The organism is Alsobacter sp. R-9 (assembly GCF_054612375.1).
The window spans coordinates 136332-151743 of the sequence record NZ_JBTSWJ010000009.1; the positions used below are offsets into that span (position 1 = coordinate 136332).

The following is a 15412-nucleotide window of genomic DNA, read 5'->3' on the forward strand; positions in this document are numbered from 1 at the left end:
ACTACGCGCCTGCGCCGCCCACGGCCGGGACGTCCCACGCCTCGCCGGGGCGCAGCGGGCGGAAGCGCTCGGCATCGTGGTCGTGCTCGCGCAAGGCTGCGGCGAGGGCCTGAAGCGGCCGCTCGATGCCCTCGTCCGTCAGCTTGAACGTGCCCCAGTGGTGGCCGACGGCGTAGCGGGCGCCGCACGCCTTGACGATGCGCACCGCCTCGTCGGGGTTGATGTGCTGGTCCTTCATGAACCAGCGTGGCTCGTAGGCGCCGATCGGCACGATGGCGAGGCGCGGCCGGCCGTGCTTGCGCCGGATTTCGGCGAAGGGCGCGCCGTCGCCGAAGCCGGTGTCGCCGATGTGGTAGATGGACCCGCCGGGCGCCTCGATGACGAAGGCGGCCCACAGCGCATGGCGGCGATCGAAGAGCCCGCGCGCCGACCAGTGGTAGCAGGGCTCGAGGTGCACCTCGACGCCGGGCGCGACGGCGACGCGGGCGTCCCAGTCGTGCGCCTCGACCCGCCCGCCGACCCCGGCCTGCCGCATCACCGTGTCGTTGCCGAGCGGCGTGACGATGCGCGGGTCATGTACCGACACGAGCCGCTTCAGCGTCTCCGTGTCGAGGTGGTCGTAGTGGTTGTGGGTGACGAGGACGAGGTCGACTTTCGGTAGGTCCTCGAAGGCGACGCCCGGCGCGTTGACGCGCTTGGGGCCGGCAAAGCCGACCGGCGAGGCGCGGTCCGACCAGACCGGATCCACGAGGATGTTGAGCCCGCCCGTCTGGATGAGGAACGAGGCGTGGCCGATGGGCGTGACGCGCAGCCGCGCGCCCTCCACCCGCGCCGGCGGCCTGTCGCGGAAGGGGCTCGGGTACTGCGCCGGCCAGGCCTCCTTGCCCTCCCGGGCGAGGTTCCACTTCAGGAGGTCGAGCGGCGTCTTCGTCCACGGCTTGCCGGGATTGAAGAAGACCTGCCCGTCGAAATGGTCGGAGACCGGACCCTCGTAGTAGAAGTTGCGGCCGCGGGCCATGGCGGCGGTCCCTCCGAGAACGGCGCCCAGGACGGGCAGGGCGGCGAGCTTCATCAGCGTGCGTCGGTTCATGGCCGAGGAGATGGGGCGGCCGTGGCGGGGCGGGAAGGGTCCGGACTGCGGCGGAATGTGCTCGCTTGCGGCCGGCACTCCCGTCGCCGCCTCTCCCGGCCATCACCCCGGGGGCCGCCGTTCAGCCCGGTCTTCCTTGACTCCCTTGTGCCTTTCCCCTATCGGCTGCGCACTTCATGGTGACGTTGCGTCCCTGAGCCGCCGCCCGGGCCCCGAGCCCGGAGGTCCACGCCCGACAGCGCGATGCGCCCTCGGGCGCGTTCGGCTTTGGGGCGTTCGTCGGTGTGAGGCGGCCATGGGGTCGCCGCGAAGGCGTTGCACTCTCTGAGACGGTCGCGCGGGGCGGCCGTCCGGCAAAGGCGGGTTTCGATGTTCGACGGGCTTTCCGAAAAGCTCTCCGGCATTCTCGACAAGCTCACGCGCCGCGGCGCGCTGACCGAGGACGATGTCAACGCCGCGCTGCGCGAGGTGCGGCGCGCGCTGATCGAGGCCGACGTCGCGCTCGAGGTCGTCCGCAGCTTCACCGACAAGGTGAGGGGCCGCGCCGTCGGCGCCGAGGTGATCAAGTCGGTCACCCCCGGCCAGATGGTGGTGAAGATCGTCCACGACACCCTCGTGGAGACGCTGGGCTCCGACGCCGACCCGATCAACCTCGACGCCGTGCCGCCCGTGCCGATCCTCATGGTCGGCCTGCAGGGCTCCGGCAAGACGACCTCCACCGCCAAGATTGCCAGGCGCCTGCAGGAGCGCTCGGGCCGCAAGGTCCTGATGGCCTCGCTCGACACCCGCCGCCCGGCCGCCATGGAGCAGCTCGCTGTGCTGGGCGGGCAGGTCGGCGTGCAGGTGCTGCCCATCGTCGCCGGCCAGTCGGCCGTGCAGATCGCCCGCCGGGCGCTCGAGGCGGCCCGCCTCGGCGGCTTCGACGTGGTGATGCTCGACACCGCCGGCCGCGTCACGGTGGACGAGGCGCTGATGGCCGAGGTCGCCGAGGTCAAGGCGGTCACCGACCCGCACGAGGTGCTGCTGGTCGCGGACGCGCTGACCGGCCAGGACGCGGTCAACACGGCCCGCGCCTTCGACGGGCGGGTCGGCATCACCGGCATCGTGCTGACGAGGGTGGACGGCGACGGCCGCGGCGGCGCCGCGCTGTCGATGCGCGCCGTCACCGGCAAGCCGATCAAGCTCGTCGGCACCGGCGAGAAGATGGACGCGCTGGACGAGTTCCATCCCGCCCGCATCGCCAACCGCATCCTCGGCATGGGCGACATCGTCTCGCTCGTCGAGAAGGCGGCGCAGACGATCGACCAGGAGAAGGCCCTTCGCATCGCCGACAAGATGCGCAAGGGCAAGTTCGACCTCGACGACATGCGCGAGCAGCTGCGCCAGGTCGAGAAGCTCGGCGGCATGGGCGGCCTGATGGCGATGCTGCCCGGCATCGCCAAGATGAAGGACCAGATGGCCTCCGCCAACCTCGACGGGAAGGTCATCGGCAAGCAGGTCGCCATCATCAACTCGATGACGCCGGCGGAGCGCCGCAACCCGGACGTGCTGAAGGCTTCGCGCAAGAAGCGCATCGCGGCCGGCTCGGGCACCAAGGTCGAGGAGGTCAACCGCCTCCTCAAGCAGCACCGCCAGATGGCCGACATGATGAAGATGATGGGCCAGGGCGGGAAGCGCGGCCCTCTCGCCGGCCTCGCCAACATGTTCGGCCTCGGCGGCGGCGGCATGCCCGAGGTCACCCCCGAGATGCTGGAGAAACTGAAGGACAAGCTGCCGCCCGGCAGCCTGCCCCCCGGCCTCCCCGGCGCGCCGCCCGGCCTGCCTGCGACCCCGCCGGCCGGCCTCGGCGCCAAGCCCTCGCTGCCGGGCCTCGGCGGCAAGCCCACCCTGCCCGGCCTCGGCGGCCCCAAGCTGCCGGGCCTGGGCGGATTCAACCCCTTCGGAAAGAAGAAGTGAGCCGCCCGCGGATGCGGGCCGGCTCGCGCCCCTGATCAAGCCTGAAAGGAAACCACCATGTCCCTCAAGATCCGTCTGTCCCGCGGCGGCGCCAAGAAGCGTCCGCACTACTCGATCGTCGTCGCCGACAGCCGCTATCCGCGCGACGGCCGCTTCATCGAGAAGCTCGGCACCTTCGACCCGATGCAGCCCAAGGACAGCGCCGCCCGCGTCGTGTTCGACGTCGAGAAGGCCAAGGCCTGGGTCGCCAAGGGTGCGCAGCCGACGGACCGCGTCGCCCGCTTCCTCGACGCCGCCGGCGTGCTGAAGCGCGAGACGCGCAACAACCCCGAGAAGGCCAAGCCGAAGAAGAAGGCGCAGGAGCGCGCCGCCGCGGCGGCCGCGGCCGCCGAGTAAGGCGGCAGGGCGGGTCGTCCCCCACAGCGCCGCGCGGAACCAAGGCTGTCATCCCCGGCGCCGCGCAGTGGCGGGAGGGGGATCCAGCCCCTGGTTCCCGCCGAAGCGTTTCTGGATCCCCTTCCCGGCCCTTCAGGCCGCCGGGGATGACGGTGGTGGACACGCGGCCCGTGCCCGGCCTGCCCATCGGAGCAGCCCATGGCGCGCGACCTCATCCTCGTCGGCGTCTTCGGCGCCCCTCACGGGGTGCGGGGCGAGTTGCGCCTGAAGTCCTTCACCGGCGATCCGCTCGCGATCGCCGGCTACGGGCCGCTGACCGACGCCGCCGGCACGGCTGCGTGGCGGCTGTCGCAGGCGCGCCTCGTCAAGGACGACATGCTCGTCGTCCGCGTCGAGGGCGTGAACGACCGCGACGCGGCGGCGCGGCTGACGAACGTTCGGCTGCACGTCCCGCGCGAACGGCTGCCCGCCATCGACGACGAGGACGAGTACTACCAGGCGGATCTGGTCGGACTGCGGGTGGACACGGTCGACGGCGGCACGCTGGGCACCGTGGCGGCCGTGCTCGACTTCGGCGCCGGCGACATCCTCGAGATTGCGCCGCCCGACGGCGGCCGGCCGGTCATGCTGCCCTTCACCAAGGCGGCGGTGCCGGTGGTCGACATCGCTGGCGGGCGCCTCGTCGCCGACCCCCCGGCCGAGACCGAGGCCCGCGAGGACGACGCGGGCGACGGGGAGCCCGCGCCGGACGCCGTGCCATGACCTCTTTTGCCAAGAGCTGGCGCGCGACGGTCCTCACGCTGTTTCCCGACATGTTTCCCGGCCCGCTGGGCCTGTCACTGGCCGGCGACGCCCTGTCGCGGGGCGTCTGGACCCTCGACTCCTACGACATCCGCAACCACGGCCTCGGCCGGCACCGCGCCGTGGACGACACGCCGGCCGGCGGCGGCGCCGGCATGGTGCTGCGCGCCGACGTGCTGGCCGCCGCCATCGACGCCGCGACGCCCGCCGAAGATGCCCGCCCGCGGCTGCTGATGAGCCCGAGGGGCCGGCCGCTCACCCAGGCCCGCGTGCGCGAGCTTTCGGCCGGGCCTGGCGTCATGATGGTCTGCGGTCGCTTCGAGGGCGTCGACGAGCGCGTCATCGCCGGCCGCGGCCTCGAGGAGGTCTCGATCGGCGACTACGTGCTCTCGGGCGGCGAGATCGCCGCGTTGGTGCTGATGGACGCCTGCGTCCGCCTGCTGCCCGGCGTCATGGGCAAGGACGCCTCCGGCAGCGAGGAGAGCTTCGAGGGCGGGCTGCTGGAGTACCCGCACTACACCCGCCCGCGGGAGTGGGAGGGCAGGGCCATCCCGGACGTGCTGCTCTCCGGCGACCATGCCCGCATCGCCCGCTGGCGCCGCGAGCAGGCAGAGAGGCTCACGCGCGAGCGGCGGCCGGACCTGCTGCCTGAGTGACGGCGGCGGCCTTCCCTTCTCCCCGCACGCGGGGAGAAGCTCCCGGAGCGCAGCGGAGGGGGATGAGGGGACGTTCGACGCCCCTGAAGGCTGGCCGGCCTCGCCCCCGAAACCTTGAGCCCGAGGGGTCCCGCCCGCTCCCCTCATCCGCCCCTTCGGGGCACCTTCTCCCCGTATGCGGGGAGTAGGGAGGTCGTGCCGCCGCGGGGTCGGCCGGCGATGCGTGGCCAAGCACCATCGGCCCCGGCGCCGTCCGGCGGGGGCTCGATCCTGATCGCATTCTGGCGTTTCTCTCGTGATCCTGCGGGGTGTGCGCGGATCGAAGGCGGGTCTGCGTCCCCGGGGTCAGCGGGGGGAAGGTGGGTGGGGAACCGGGCGACGTTCGCCGCCTGCGATCCGCGCACGCTGGGGTGGGGCCGGCTTTGGCGTCCCGGAGGACCCCAGTCGGGCCGCCGCGCGATCCGGTCCGTCACCCGGGCGCGCGGGACCACAGCCTCCGCATCAACCCGCCGGACGGTCGGCGGGGTCCCCGGCGTCGGCCTGCCCCTCTTGCCAGGATGGGCGCGGCCTCCGCCGATGCGGATGCCACACATTGTTCAATTGGAATGCGGAATGCAAGGATAAAATTCTTAGTGCCGCGCGGTCACAGCCCGCCCATCCTCAGCACCAGCGCCCATTCCGCGTCCGTGACCGGCTGGACGGAGAGGCGCATCGAGGTGACGAGGGACATCTTCGCGAGCTTCGGCTCGGCCTTCACCTGCGCGAGCGTGACCGGGGTCTTCAGCGGCTTCACCGCCTTGAGGTCCACCATGACCCAGGGCGAGCCCTCCTCGGCGGTGTGGTCGGGGTAGGCCTCGCGGATCACCTCGACGATGCCGACGATCTCCTTGCCCTCGTTGGAGTGGTAGAAGAAGCCCTGCTCGCCCTTCTTCATGGCCATCAGGTTCAGCTTGGCGCTGTGGTTGCGCACGCCGTTCCAGTAGGTGCCCTTGGCCCCCGCATCGACCTGTTGCTGCCAGGACCAGACGTCGGGTTCGGACTTGAAGAGCCAGTGGGCCATGCGGACGCTCCTGCGGATGGTGTCGAGAACTTAGGCGCGGCCGCGGGGAAGTCGAGGCGCGCGGGGGCGGCCGGCGGCCGTTCTCCACCGGATGGCGATGCGCTCAGCCCTCGGCGCGAATGGGGCGGGTCATCAGCGCCTCGATGGCGGCGTCGATGCCGGCGGCGCCCGAGAGCACGCCGTCGACGGCCTCGGCGATGGGCATGTCGACGCCCCGGGCGCGGGCGAGTTCCACCAGGATGCGGGCCGTGTGCACGCCTTCGGCGAGTTTGCTGCCGCCGGCCTCGCCGGGCGGCAGGCCGCGCCCGAGGTCGAGCCCGTAGGCGAAGTTGCGCGAGCGCGGCGAGGCGCAGGTGAGGATGAGGTCGCCGAGGCCCGACAGGCCCATCAGCGTCTCCGGCCGCCCGCCATAGGCCTTGGCGAAGCGGCCGAGCTCGGCGAAGCCGCGGGCCGTCAGCGCGGCGCGGGCGCTTTCGCCCAGCCCACGCCCGGCGACGATGCCGGCGGCGATGGCCAGCACGTTCTTGGCGGCGCCGCCGATCTCGACGCCGCGCACGTCGCTTCCGTGGTAGACGCGGAAGCTGGCGGAGCTCAGCGCCCGCGCCAGTTCCTCGGCGACGAGGTCGACCGGGGCGGCGAGCACGACGGCGGTGGGCAGCCCGCGCGAAACGTCCTCGGCGAAGCTCGGCCCGGAGAGCACGCCCGGCATGGTGCCGCGCAGCACGTCGGCGACGATCTCGGTCATGAACAGGCCGGTGTCGCGCTCGATGCCCTTGGCGCAGACGATCACCGGCAGGCCCTGCTTGGTGACAAGGCGCATGGCGTCCGCCACCTCGCGCAGCGCCTGGGCGGGCACGGCGAGCAGGATGGCGCGGACGTCGCAGGCCTTGCGCAGGTCGGCCGTGGGCTCCACCGCCCCGTGCAGCGGCACCCCCGGCAGCCGCCGCTCGTTGCTGCGGGCGGATGCCATCTCCGCGGCGTGGTCGGCGTCGTGGGTCCACAGCACGACGCCGCGGCCGGCCCGGCCGGCGGCGTTGGCCAGCGCGGTGCCCCAGGCCCCGGCCCCGACGACGCCGATGCGCTCGAACATCACCGCGCCGTCCCGGTCGCTGCGGCGGCCGCGTCGAGCGGCCAGCGGGCGCGGGGCGCGACGCCGAGATCGTCGACGAGCCCCTCGCGCAGGCGCTCAAGCCCGGCCCAGGCGATCATCGCGCCGTTGTCGGTGCACAGCGCGGGCGGCGGGGCGGCAAGGCGCAGCCCGGCCTCGGCGGCGAGCCGCTGCAGGGCGCGCCGCACGGCCTGGTTGGCGGCGACGCCGCCCGCCACCACCAGCGCGTTGGGATGGCCGGCCACCTCCCGGCACAGCCGCAGCGCCACCCGCGTGCGGTCGACGATGACGTCGACCACCGCCGCCTGGAAGGAGGCGCAGAGGTCGGCGACGTCGGTGCCGGTGAGCGGGGCGATGCGCTCTGCCTCCAGCCGCACGGCGGTCTTGAGGCCGGAGAGGGAGAAGTCGGGCACGCCGCGCCCGGCGAGCGGGCGGGGCAGGGCGAAGCGCTCGGGATCGCCGCGCTGCGCCTCCTTCTCCACCTGCGGGCCGCCGGGATAAGGCAGGCCGAGGAGCTTCGCGGTCTTGTCGAAGGCCTCGCCGATGGCGTCGTCGATGGTGGTGCCGAGGCGGACGTAGTCGCCGACGCCGCGCACGGCCAGCAGCTGCGTGTGCCCGCCGCTCACCAGCAGCAGCAGGTAGGGGAAGGCCACGCCGTCGGTCAGTCGGGGCGACAGCGCGTGGGCTTCCAGGTGGTTGACGGCGATGAGCGGCTTCTTCGCCACCATCGCCAGCGCCTTGGCCGTGGTGAGCCCGACGATGACGCCGCCGATGAGCCCGGGCCCGGCCGCCGCCGCAATGGCGTCGCACTGCGCGAGCGTGGTGCCGGACGTTTCCAGCGCGCGCTTCACCAGCACGTCCAGCACCTCGACATGGGCGCGGGCCGCGATCTCGGGCACCACGCCGCCATAGGCCGCGTGCTCGGCGATCTGGCTGAGGATCTCGTTGGAGAGAATGACGCCGCCGCCGGTCTCGTCGGTGCCCACCACCGCCGCCGCCGTCTCGTCGCAGGTCGTCTCGATCCCGAGGACGCGCATCTCGTCTCACCCCGTGCCGCATGGCGGCCCGCGCTTTCGCCCGGCCGTGTCCCGACCTATAGTCCGCGCCGGGCGCGTTGGAAACGTGCCCGGAGCCGGGCGGGGGCCGGGCATCCTGTTGACAATGCGCCGGCCGGCGGACGGGGGACCTTTCACCCGCCGGAGGGCGACCGAGGGAGAGAGACGCGTGGCCGTGGACGTTCGCCTGCGAATTGGAACGCGGGGCAGCCCGCTGGCGCTCTGGCAGGCCCGGGAAGTGCAGGCGAGGCTCGCCGAGGCGCACGGCTGGCCGCTCGAGGCCGTCGCGCTGGTCATCATCAAGACCTCTGGAGACATGATCCAGGACCGGGCGCTGGCGCTGGCCGGCGGCAAGGGCCTGTTCACGAAGGAGATCGACACGGCGCTGCTCGCCTCGGACGTCGACCTCGCCGTGCACTCCGCCAAGGACATGCCGACCGCCTTCCCGGACGGGATCGCCATCGCCGGCTACCTGCCGCGCGAGGACGTGCGCGACGCGTTCATCGGCGGCTCGGCGCCGTCGCTCGCCGAGCTGCGCCCCGGCGCGGTGGTGGGCACGGCCAGCCTGCGCCGGCAGGCCCTGATCCGCCGCCTGCGGCCCGACGTCACAACCACGCTGCTGCGCGGCAACGTCGAGACGCGCCTGCGCAAGGTGGCCGAGGGCGAGTTCGATGCCACGCTGCTGGCGCTGGCGGGGCTGAAGCGGCTCGGCCTCGACGGTCGCGCCACGTCGGTCCTCGACCTCGAGTCGTTCCCGCCCGCGGTCGGGCAGGGCGCCATCGCCATCACCTGCCGGGCGGGCGACGAGGCCACGCTCAACGCCATCGCCCGCATCACCGACGCGGCCGTCGGGATCGCGCTGGCTGCCGAGCGGGCCTTCCTCACCGTGCTCGACGGCTCTTGCCGGACGCCCATCGCCGGCCATGCCACCGTGACGGCGGACGGCATCGCCTTCCGCGGGCTGGTGCTGCGCAGCGACGGGACCGAAGCCTTCGAGAGCCGCCGCACGGGGCCTGTCGCCTCCGCGGCCGAGCTCGGCCGGGACGCCGGCCGGGACATCCTGTCACGCGCGCCGGCCGACATCCTCGCCCACTGACCATGCGCGTCGCGGTCACGAGGCCCCGCCCTGCCGCCGACCGGACGGCGGCGCGGCTGGCCGCGCTCGGCCACGATCCCGTCGTCCTGCCCGTGCTGCGGATCGCCCCCACCGGGGCGCCGCTGCCGCCCGGTCCGTTCGTCGCCATCGCCGCGACGAGCGCCAATGCCCTCCTGGCCCTGCCGGACGGCGCGCCCGGCCCGCTGGCTGGCCTGCCGTTCCACGCGGTCGGCGCCGCCACGGCCAGGGCCGCCCGCACGGCGGGCTTCCGTGACGTGCGAGACGGCGGCGGCGATGCGCGGGCGCTGGCCGCGACGCTTCTCGCCGCCGGCCAGCGCGGGCGGCTGCTCTATCTCGCGGGCGTGGAGCGCAAGCCGGTGCTTGAGCAGGCGCTGGCAGGATCGGGGCTGGAGCCCGTCGCCGTCGAAGGCTACGACGCGGTTCCCGCGCAGCCCTCGATGGACGTGCTGCTCGGTGGGCCGGGCCCGACCGCCGTGCTGCACTACTCGCGCCGCAGCGCGGAGGCCTTCCTCGCAGCGGCCCGGGGCGCCGGCCACGAAGCGGCCATGGTTTCGCTGCCCCATCTGTGCCTCTCGCCCGACGTCGCGGCCCCGCTCGCGGCCGCCGGAGCGCCGAGGGTGCTGGTGGCGGAACGCCCGGACGAGGCCGCCCTGCTCGCGCTGCTCCCGGCTGCCGGCGGCTGAGCGCGGCGGCTTGCGATTCGTCATGGAAGGACGCGGCGCGGCGCCGGAGAGTCCGGCGCCGGCCTGCGCCTACAGGAGAGGTGCCGCCCTCGCGAGGGCGGGCTATAAGGAACGCAACGCAACGGCTCCGGCCGGCAGAGAGGCTGACGATGGCAGCGGACAAGGACCGGACGGCGGACAAGGCTCCGGCGACGGAAACGGAGGGAGCGCCGACGGAGCCTGCCGCGGAGGCCGCGGGGGTGGACCGCGGATCGCGGCGCAAGGGTGGCCGGCGCGAGATGCCCGTCATCGAGCTGAAGGCCGAGCCCGTGACGGACGGCCCCGCCGGCGAGCCATCGACCCAGGACAGCGCCGCGACCGAGGCTCTGCCGGCGGCGGAAGCGTCGCCCATGTCGTCCGTCCCGTCCGTTTCGGCGGCCGGGCCGGCGGCCAGCGAGGCCACGGCGCCCGCGGTCGAGCCTGCGGCGGAACCCGCTCCGGTCGAGCGTGACATCATCGTCGCCGCGACGCCCGAGCCGACGCCGGCCGCCGAGCCGGAGGCGCCGCTGGTCGCGCCGGTGTCCAGCCGCGTGCAGCGCGGGCCTTCCGTCGGCGTGCCGATCGCCATGGGGATCGTCGGCGGCATCATCGGGGCCGGGCTCATCGGCTCCGTGCTGATGCTGGTCGGCCCCTTCGCCGACCTGCCCGACCGGCTCACCTCGATCGAGACGAACGTCGGCGACCGCGCCCCGCGCAAGGCGATGGAGGCCGTGGAGAAGCGCGCGCAGGCGGCCGAGGCGGCGCTGCAGTCGCTGCGGACCGACCTCACGGCGCTCGCCGGCCGGCCGCAGGTGGCGCCCGGCGACATCACCGCGCTGACGCAGCGCATCGAGCGGCTCGACAGGGCCACGGCGCAGCTCGCGTCGCGGGCGCCCGCTCCGGCGGACGGCAGCGCGCCGCCTCCGGCGCCGCTCCCGCCGGTGGTCGTCGCCGGCAAGGAGAGCGCCGCGCTGGCGGTCGCCATGCTGATCCGCGACGCGGTGGGCCGCGGCGCACCCTACGGACGCGAGCTCGCCGCGCTCGAGGCCGGCGGCGCCGATGCCGCCACGGTCGCGAAGCTGAAACCGTTCGCCGCGTCCGGCGCCCCGCAGGCGCCCGCGCTCGCCACCGCCTTCGCGCCGCTGGCCGTCTCGCTTGCCAGCGGGCCTGCCGCGCCGGCGAACGCGGGCGTCGTCGACCGCGTCTCGACGTTCCTGTCGGGCGTGGTGCGGGTGCGACCCATCGGCGAGGCCACGGGCGAGAAGCCCGCCGCCATCGGCGCCCGGGCCGAGGCCGCGCTGCGCCGCGGCGACCTCGCCGCCGCCGCGAAGGACCTCGAGGCACTGCCGCCCGAGTCCCGGGCGACCGTCCAGCCCTTCCTCGATCGGCTCAAGGCCCGGCTCGCCGCCGGCCAGGCGGCCGATGCGCTCGTCGCCACGGCCGTCGAGCAGGTGATCGCCGCAACCGCCGCGTCCGGAGTGCCCACGCGATGATCCGCGTCCTCGTCTTCATCGCCCTGCTGGTCGGGCTCGCCTTCGGCGCCGCGTGGCTGGTCGACCGCCCCGGCGAGGTCGTCATGACCTTCGAGGGCTACCGCATCGAGACGAGCGTGCTCGCCGCGGTGGGCCTCGTCGCGGCGCTGGCCGCCTTCATCATCATCCTGTGGGCGCTCATCCGCGCGATCCTGCGCCTGCCGTCCGCGATCGGCTTCGCGTCCCGGGCCCGCAAGCGCGCCCGCGGGTTCGCCGCGGTGTCCCGCGGCATGATCGCCGTGGGTGCCGGGGACCCGCGCAGCGCCAAGCGCAACGCCGACGACGCCGGCAAGCTGCTCGGCAACGAACCGCTCGTCCTGCTGCTGCAGGCGCAGGCGGCGCAGATGGCGGGCGACCGCCCCGCCGCCGAGGGCGCCTTCAAGCGCATGCTGGAGGAGCCCGAGACCCGCGTGCTCGGCCTGCGCGGCCTTTTCGTCGAGGCGCGGCGCAAGGGCGACGCCGCTGCGGCGCGCGCCTATGCCGCCGAGGCCTCGCGGCTGGCGCCGACGGTGTCGTGGGCCGGGGAGGCGCTGCTGGAGTACCAGTGCGCCGACGAGGACTGGACGGGTGCCCTCGCCACGCTGGACCGCGGAGCGAAGGGCCTCGACAAGCCGGTCTACCGCCGCCAGCGGGCCGTGCTGCTCACGGCCGACGCGATGACGCGCGCCGAGCGCGAGCCGGACACCGCGCTGCAGAAGGTGCAGGAGGCGGTGAAGCTCGCCCCCGCGCTGGTGCCGGCGGTGGCGCTGATGTCGCGCCTGCTGGCGCGCAGGGGCGACCTGCGCAAGGCCTCCCGCGTCGTCGAGACGGCGTGGAGCCAGTCGCCGCACCCGGACCTCGCCGACGCCTATCTCGCCGTGCGCATCGGCGATTCCGTGCGCGACCGCCTCACGCGGGCCGAGAAGCTGCTGTCGCTGACGCCGCGCGATCCCGAGGCGCGGCTCGCCGTGGCGCAGGCGGCGCTGGCGGCTCGGCAGTTCGACAAGGCGCGCAAGGTCGTCGGACCTCTGCTGGAGGAGGGCCGGCCGCCGGTGCGCGTGTGCCTGCTGATGGCCGACCTCGAGGAGGCCGAGCACGAGCACGGCGGCGCCGTGCGCGAGTGGCTGGCGCGGGCCTCCCGCGCGCCGCGCGACCCGGCCTGGATCGCCGACGGCGTCATCGCCGACCGCTGGGCGCCGATCTCCCCGGTGACGGGGCGCCTCGACGCCTTCGTCTGGGGCACGCCGGTGGAGCAGATCACCGCGGCCCATCCCGAGCGCGTGTACCGCCCGCCGGCGGCCCGCCTGCCCGTGCCTCCGACGGACACGGTGCTCGTCGACGTCGACGAGCCCGAGGCGGCTGCCCCGCCCGAGCCTGCGCCGCAGCCGGCCGCGGCCAACGGCGCCGCGGCGTCCGCGCCTGCCGCCGCCCTTGCCGCCAGGGAGACCGTGACGACCGCGTCGGCCGCCGAGCCGGGCGCCGAACCGGCGCCCGCCGCGACGACGGCGCCCGTGGTGGAAGTGATGCCCCCTCCAGGCCCGGCGGACGACGGCCGGGGCGGCTCTGCCCGCCGCGGCGGGCCAGGGCAACCGAGCCCCGTCGTGTTTCCGCTGACCACGCCGCCGGACGATCCGGGCACGGAACTCGGCGAACGCCCGCAGCGGGGCCGGACCTACCTGCAGTAGCGCGGGGTCCGACCGCGCCGGTCGCACCGGGTCATCCCACGAAAAAAGGCCCCGCCGTCGCGGGGCCTTCTGCGTTCCGGCGCCTCGAAAGGCGGGATCAGGAGCTCATGTCGCCTTCGAGAACGGTGATGACGCGGCGGTTCTGCGAGGTGCAGGAGGAATCCGGGCAGTCGTTCACCTTGCGCGTGTTGCCGAGGCTCTTCACCCGCATCCGGTTGGCGGGCACGCCCTTGGCGGCGAGGTAGTCGCGCGCCGCCTCGGCGCGGCGCATGCCGAGCTTCATGTTGTACTCGGCGGTGCCCTTCTCGTCGGCGAAGCCTTCCACCTTGAGCTTGTAGCGGGTCCACTTCTTGGCGAACTCCGCCTGCTTGTCGAGCGTGGCGCGGGCCGTGTCGTCGAGGTCGTCGGAGTTCTCCGTGAAGTAGATGCGCCGCCCGACGTTGACGATGAAGTCCTCCGGGCTGCCCGGCGTGACGTCGGCGCCCTCGCCCACGGGCGCGTTGGTGACGTCGGCCGACTTCTCGGCCACGACGCAGCCGGCCACGACGAGGCCGGCCGCCATGGCCACGATGATGGATGTGATACGCCGCATGGTGAGTCCCCCTGGCTCACGAAGATCAAGGACGGGGCGCCGCGCCCCGCCCGCCTGGCATCGACGGGATCAGGCGTCCGCCGGCGCGCCGAGGTGCTTCAGGACCAGCACCTTCGTGCCCACCGGGCTGCGCTGGTACAGGTCGATGATGTCCTCCGGCAGCAGGCGGATGCAGCCCGACGAGACGTCGTCGCCGATGCTCCAGGGCTCGACCGTGCCGTGCAGGCGGTAGCCGAGGTCCTTGCCGTCGCGATAGAGGTACAGCGCACGCGGGCCGAGCGGGTTGTCCGGGCCGCCGGCCATGAAGCGCGGCAGCTCGGGCCGGCGCTCGAGCATCTCGGGCGGCGGGACCCAGTTCGGCCAGATCGCCTTGCGGGCGATGTAGGCGCGGCCGAACCACTGGAAGCCTTCCTTCTTCCCCACGCCGACGCCGTAGCGCAGCGCCGTGTTGTTCTCGAAGGTGACGTAGAGGAAGTGGTTCGCCGTATCGACCACGATGGTGCCCGGCGGCTCGTTGTGCTTGTACTTGACAAGCTGCCGCCGGAACTCCTTCGGGATCATGTTCATGTTGGTCTTGCGGTACGCGAAGCCGTTGTCCTCGGCCGTACCGGCGAAATAGTCCGCTTCGGACTGCGCCCTCGCCGCGACCGGCACCGCGGCAGCCGCCGCCACGCCGGCCAGGAAGGCCCTCCGGTCGATCTCCATGGTCCCCCCACCTGGTCGCGCGGTCCGCTGCGGACCGACGTCTTCAGCTTGCAGACTCTTTTGAGGAGGCTCAAGGGCCGGGATGGCGCTTGTGGCGCGTTGATTCGACGCCTGTTGCGCGGAAGGTACGGTCCGGACGCGCGTCGGCCCGGGCGTCTTGCCAATCCGCGGCCATCCGTCTATGAGGTGCCCCCGTCGCCGCAATAGCTCAGCTGGTAGAGCACGTCATTCGTAATGATGGGGTCGGGGGTTCGAATCCCTCTTGCGGCACCACTCTCCAGGCCATTCGTGCCTTTCGCGTGCCCAGCGGCCGGGGTGACGGTCGAACGGGATCCCCCGGATGCCGTTGATGACGACCCTGTCGGCTGATGTTGCGTCTGGGAGGCCCTCTTGGCTCGTTCTGCGACCCACCGTCCCCTGCTCACCGTCGTCACCGGCGTCGCCGCGCTCCTCGCCGGCGTCGCGGGTGTGACCGCCGCGCTCTTCGGCACGGCGCAGATGCTCGAGACCCGCCCCACCGCCGTCGAGGCCCGTCCCGCGGAGAAGGTGGGCCCTGCCCTGGCCGTGCGCCAGGCCGCGCCGCCGCCACGCCCGGCGGCCCCCGTCGCCACGGGCGCCACGACTGCTCCGGCGGTGGTGCCGGCCGAACCGGTGGCGCTGGCGCCGGCCGCCGAGCCCGCGCCCCGGGTGACCACCCGCTACACGGCGGCCGAGCCGATCGTCGAGGCCCGGTCGGTCGAGCCCGCGCCGGCCGTGCTGCCGCGGGCGCCGGCGCCTGCGGCCCCCGCCGTGCAGACGGCACAGACGGCAACGACGCCCGTGCCCGTGGCGCCGGCGCAGGCCGCACCGGCCGCGGAGAGGCCCCAGCGCGGCGCCGCCGGTTGCACGCAGTACAGGACCTACAACCCGGAGACGCAGACCTACCGCGGCTTCGACGGCAAGGTCCGCGAGTGCCGCCCGGGGAACTGACGACCGTCCC

The 15412-nt window shown here is 73.9% G+C and carries 15 protein-coding genes and 1 tRNA gene; 10 read left to right on the forward strand and 6 right to left on the reverse strand.

Features of this window, described 5'->3' with window-relative positions; all coding sequences use genetic code 11:
* Nucleotide 1: 1 nt before the first annotated feature.
* Nucleotides 2-1072 carry an MBL fold metallo-hydrolase gene (locus tag ACX9GQ_RS15695; protein ID WP_459630500.1) on the reverse strand — a complete coding sequence of 357 codons (1071 nt, stop codon included), beginning with the start codon at nt 1070-1072 and terminating at the stop codon, nt 2-4.
* A 387-nt stretch (nt 1073-1459) separates the two neighbouring features.
* On the opposite strand from ACX9GQ_RS15695, the gene ffh reads away from it, so the two are divergent.
* The 4 genes from ffh to trmD all read left to right on the forward strand — a co-directional run bounded on the left by ffh (nt 1460) and on the right by trmD (nt 4899).
* Nucleotides 1460-3046 (forward strand): signal recognition particle protein, encoded by a 1587-nt coding sequence (gene ffh / locus ACX9GQ_RS15700; protein ID WP_459630501.1) that lies wholly within the window; start codon nt 1460-1462, stop codon nt 3044-3046.
* 57 nt (nt 3047-3103) lie between these two features.
* Nucleotides 3104-3442 carry a 30S ribosomal protein S16 gene (gene rpsP / locus ACX9GQ_RS15705; protein ID WP_459630502.1) on the forward strand — a complete coding sequence of 113 codons (339 nt, stop codon included), beginning with the start codon at nt 3104-3106 and terminating at the stop codon, nt 3440-3442.
* Between the two features lie 198 nt (nt 3443-3640).
* On the forward strand, nt 3641-4204 hold the full coding sequence (gene rimM / locus ACX9GQ_RS15710) for a ribosome maturation factor RimM (RefSeq protein WP_459630503.1): 564 nt from the start codon (nt 3641-3643) through the stop codon (nt 4202-4204).
* A complete protein-coding gene (gene trmD / locus ACX9GQ_RS15715) occupies nt 4201-4899 on the forward strand; it encodes a tRNA (guanosine(37)-N1)-methyltransferase TrmD (protein WP_459630504.1) in 699 nt (232 codons plus the stop codon). Before rimM ends, trmD begins: the two co-directional genes overlap by 4 nt.
* A 643-nt stretch (nt 4900-5542) precedes the next feature.
* Here trmD and ACX9GQ_RS15720 read toward each other — a convergent pair.
* The 3 genes from ACX9GQ_RS15720 to tsaD all read right to left on the reverse strand — a co-directional run bounded on the left by ACX9GQ_RS15720 (nt 5543) and on the right by tsaD (nt 8104).
* Entirely contained in the window at nt 5543-5959 is a 417-nt protein-coding gene (locus tag ACX9GQ_RS15720; RefSeq protein ID WP_459630505.1) for an EVE domain-containing protein, read from the reverse strand.
* Nucleotides 5960-6062: 103 nt separating this feature from the next.
* A complete protein-coding gene (locus ACX9GQ_RS15725; RefSeq protein ID WP_459630506.1) occupies nt 6063-7049 on the reverse strand; it encodes an NAD(P)H-dependent glycerol-3-phosphate dehydrogenase in 987 nt (328 codons plus the stop codon).
* Complete coding sequence (gene tsaD / locus ACX9GQ_RS15730) at nt 7049-8104, reverse strand: tRNA (adenosine(37)-N6)-threonylcarbamoyltransferase complex transferase subunit TsaD (RefSeq protein WP_459630507.1); 1056 nt, start codon at nt 8102-8104, stop codon at nt 7049-7051. Before tsaD ends, ACX9GQ_RS15725 begins: the two co-directional genes overlap by 1 nt.
* 187 nt (nt 8105-8291) lie before the next feature.
* Between tsaD and hemC the strand changes: the two genes are divergently transcribed.
* The 4 genes from hemC to ACX9GQ_RS15750 all read left to right on the forward strand — a co-directional run bounded on the left by hemC (nt 8292) and on the right by ACX9GQ_RS15750 (nt 13136).
* The gene (gene hemC / locus ACX9GQ_RS15735; protein WP_459630508.1) at nt 8292-9218 is read left to right on the forward strand and encodes a hydroxymethylbilane synthase; all 927 of its coding nucleotides are present in this window, start codon (nt 8292-8294) and stop codon (nt 9216-9218) included.
* A gap of 2 nt (nt 9219-9220) precedes the next feature.
* A complete protein-coding gene (locus ACX9GQ_RS15740; RefSeq protein WP_459630509.1) occupies nt 9221-9922 on the forward strand; it encodes a uroporphyrinogen-III synthase in 702 nt (233 codons plus the stop codon).
* Nucleotides 9923-10071: 149 nt separating this feature from the next.
* Nucleotides 10072-11433 (forward strand): COG4223 family protein, encoded by a 1362-nt coding sequence (locus ACX9GQ_RS15745; RefSeq protein ID WP_459630510.1) that lies wholly within the window; start codon nt 10072-10074, stop codon nt 11431-11433.
* Nucleotides 11430-13136, forward strand: coding sequence for a heme biosynthesis HemY N-terminal domain-containing protein (locus ACX9GQ_RS15750; RefSeq protein ID WP_459630511.1), 1707 nt, complete (start codon nt 11430-11432; stop codon nt 13134-13136). Before ACX9GQ_RS15745 ends, ACX9GQ_RS15750 begins: the two co-directional genes overlap by 4 nt.
* Before the next feature lie 97 nt (nt 13137-13233).
* Here the strand turns inward: ACX9GQ_RS15750 and ACX9GQ_RS15755 are convergent, their stop codons facing one another.
* Both ACX9GQ_RS15755 and ACX9GQ_RS15760 read right to left on the reverse strand, forming a co-directional pair.
* Nucleotides 13234-13728 carry an OmpA family protein gene (locus ACX9GQ_RS15755; RefSeq protein ID WP_459630512.1) on the reverse strand — a complete coding sequence of 165 codons (495 nt, stop codon included), beginning with the start codon at nt 13726-13728 and terminating at the stop codon, nt 13234-13236.
* 69 nt (nt 13729-13797) lie between these two features.
* Nucleotides 13798-14433 (reverse strand): L,D-transpeptidase, encoded by a 636-nt coding sequence (locus tag ACX9GQ_RS15760; protein ID WP_459630513.1) that lies wholly within the window; start codon nt 14431-14433, stop codon nt 13798-13800.
* Nucleotides 14434-14630: 197 nt separating this feature from the next.
* On the opposite strand from ACX9GQ_RS15760, the gene ACX9GQ_RS15765 reads away from it, so the two are divergent.
* Nucleotides 14631-14706: transfer RNA gene (locus tag ACX9GQ_RS15765), tRNA-Thr, on the forward strand.
* Between the two features lie 117 nt (nt 14707-14823).
* Nucleotides 14824-15402, forward strand: coding sequence for a hypothetical protein (locus ACX9GQ_RS15770; protein WP_459630514.1), 579 nt, complete (start codon nt 14824-14826; stop codon nt 15400-15402).
* The last annotated feature ends 10 nt before the right edge of the window (nt 15403-15412 follow it).

Excerpts from the sequence above, each read along its gene's own strand:
- rpsP (WP_459630502.1), top strand. The coding sequence starts at position 3,104 with ATGTCCCTCAAGATCCGTCTGTCCCGCGGCGGCGCCAAGAAGCGTCCG.
- ffh (WP_459630501.1), top strand. The coding sequence starts at position 1,460 with ATGTTCGACGGGCTTTCCGAAAAGCTCTCCGGCATTCTCGACAAGCTC.
- ACX9GQ_RS15720 (WP_459630505.1), bottom strand. The coding sequence starts at position 5,959 with ATGGCCCACTGGCTCTTCAAGTCCGAACCCGACGTCTGGTCCTGGCAG.
- tsaD (WP_459630507.1), bottom strand. The coding sequence starts at position 8,104 with ATGCGCGTCCTCGGGATCGAGACGACCTGCGACGAGACGGCGGCGGCG.
- ACX9GQ_RS15755 (WP_459630512.1), bottom strand. The coding sequence starts at position 13,728 with ATGCGGCGTATCACATCCATCATCGTGGCCATGGCGGCCGGCCTCGTC.
- ACX9GQ_RS15760 (WP_459630513.1), bottom strand. The coding sequence starts at position 14,433 with ATGGAGATCGACCGGAGGGCCTTCCTGGCCGGCGTGGCGGCGGCTGCC.
- ACX9GQ_RS15750 (WP_459630511.1), top strand. The coding sequence starts at position 11,430 with ATGATCCGCGTCCTCGTCTTCATCGCCCTGCTGGTCGGGCTCGCCTTC.
- ACX9GQ_RS15745 (WP_459630510.1), top strand. The coding sequence starts at position 10,072 with ATGGCAGCGGACAAGGACCGGACGGCGGACAAGGCTCCGGCGACGGAA.
- trmD (WP_459630504.1), top strand. The coding sequence starts at position 4,201 with ATGACCTCTTTTGCCAAGAGCTGGCGCGCGACGGTCCTCACGCTGTTT.
- ACX9GQ_RS15725 (WP_459630506.1), bottom strand. The coding sequence starts at position 7,049 with ATGTTCGAGCGCATCGGCGTCGTCGGGGCCGGGGCCTGGGGCACCGCG.
- rimM (WP_459630503.1), top strand. The coding sequence starts at position 3,641 with ATGGCGCGCGACCTCATCCTCGTCGGCGTCTTCGGCGCCCCTCACGGG.
- ACX9GQ_RS15695 (WP_459630500.1), bottom strand. The coding sequence starts at position 1,072 with ATGAAGCTCGCCGCCCTGCCCGTCCTGGGCGCCGTTCTCGGAGGGACC.
- ACX9GQ_RS15740 (WP_459630509.1), top strand. The coding sequence starts at position 9,221 with ATGCGCGTCGCGGTCACGAGGCCCCGCCCTGCCGCCGACCGGACGGCG.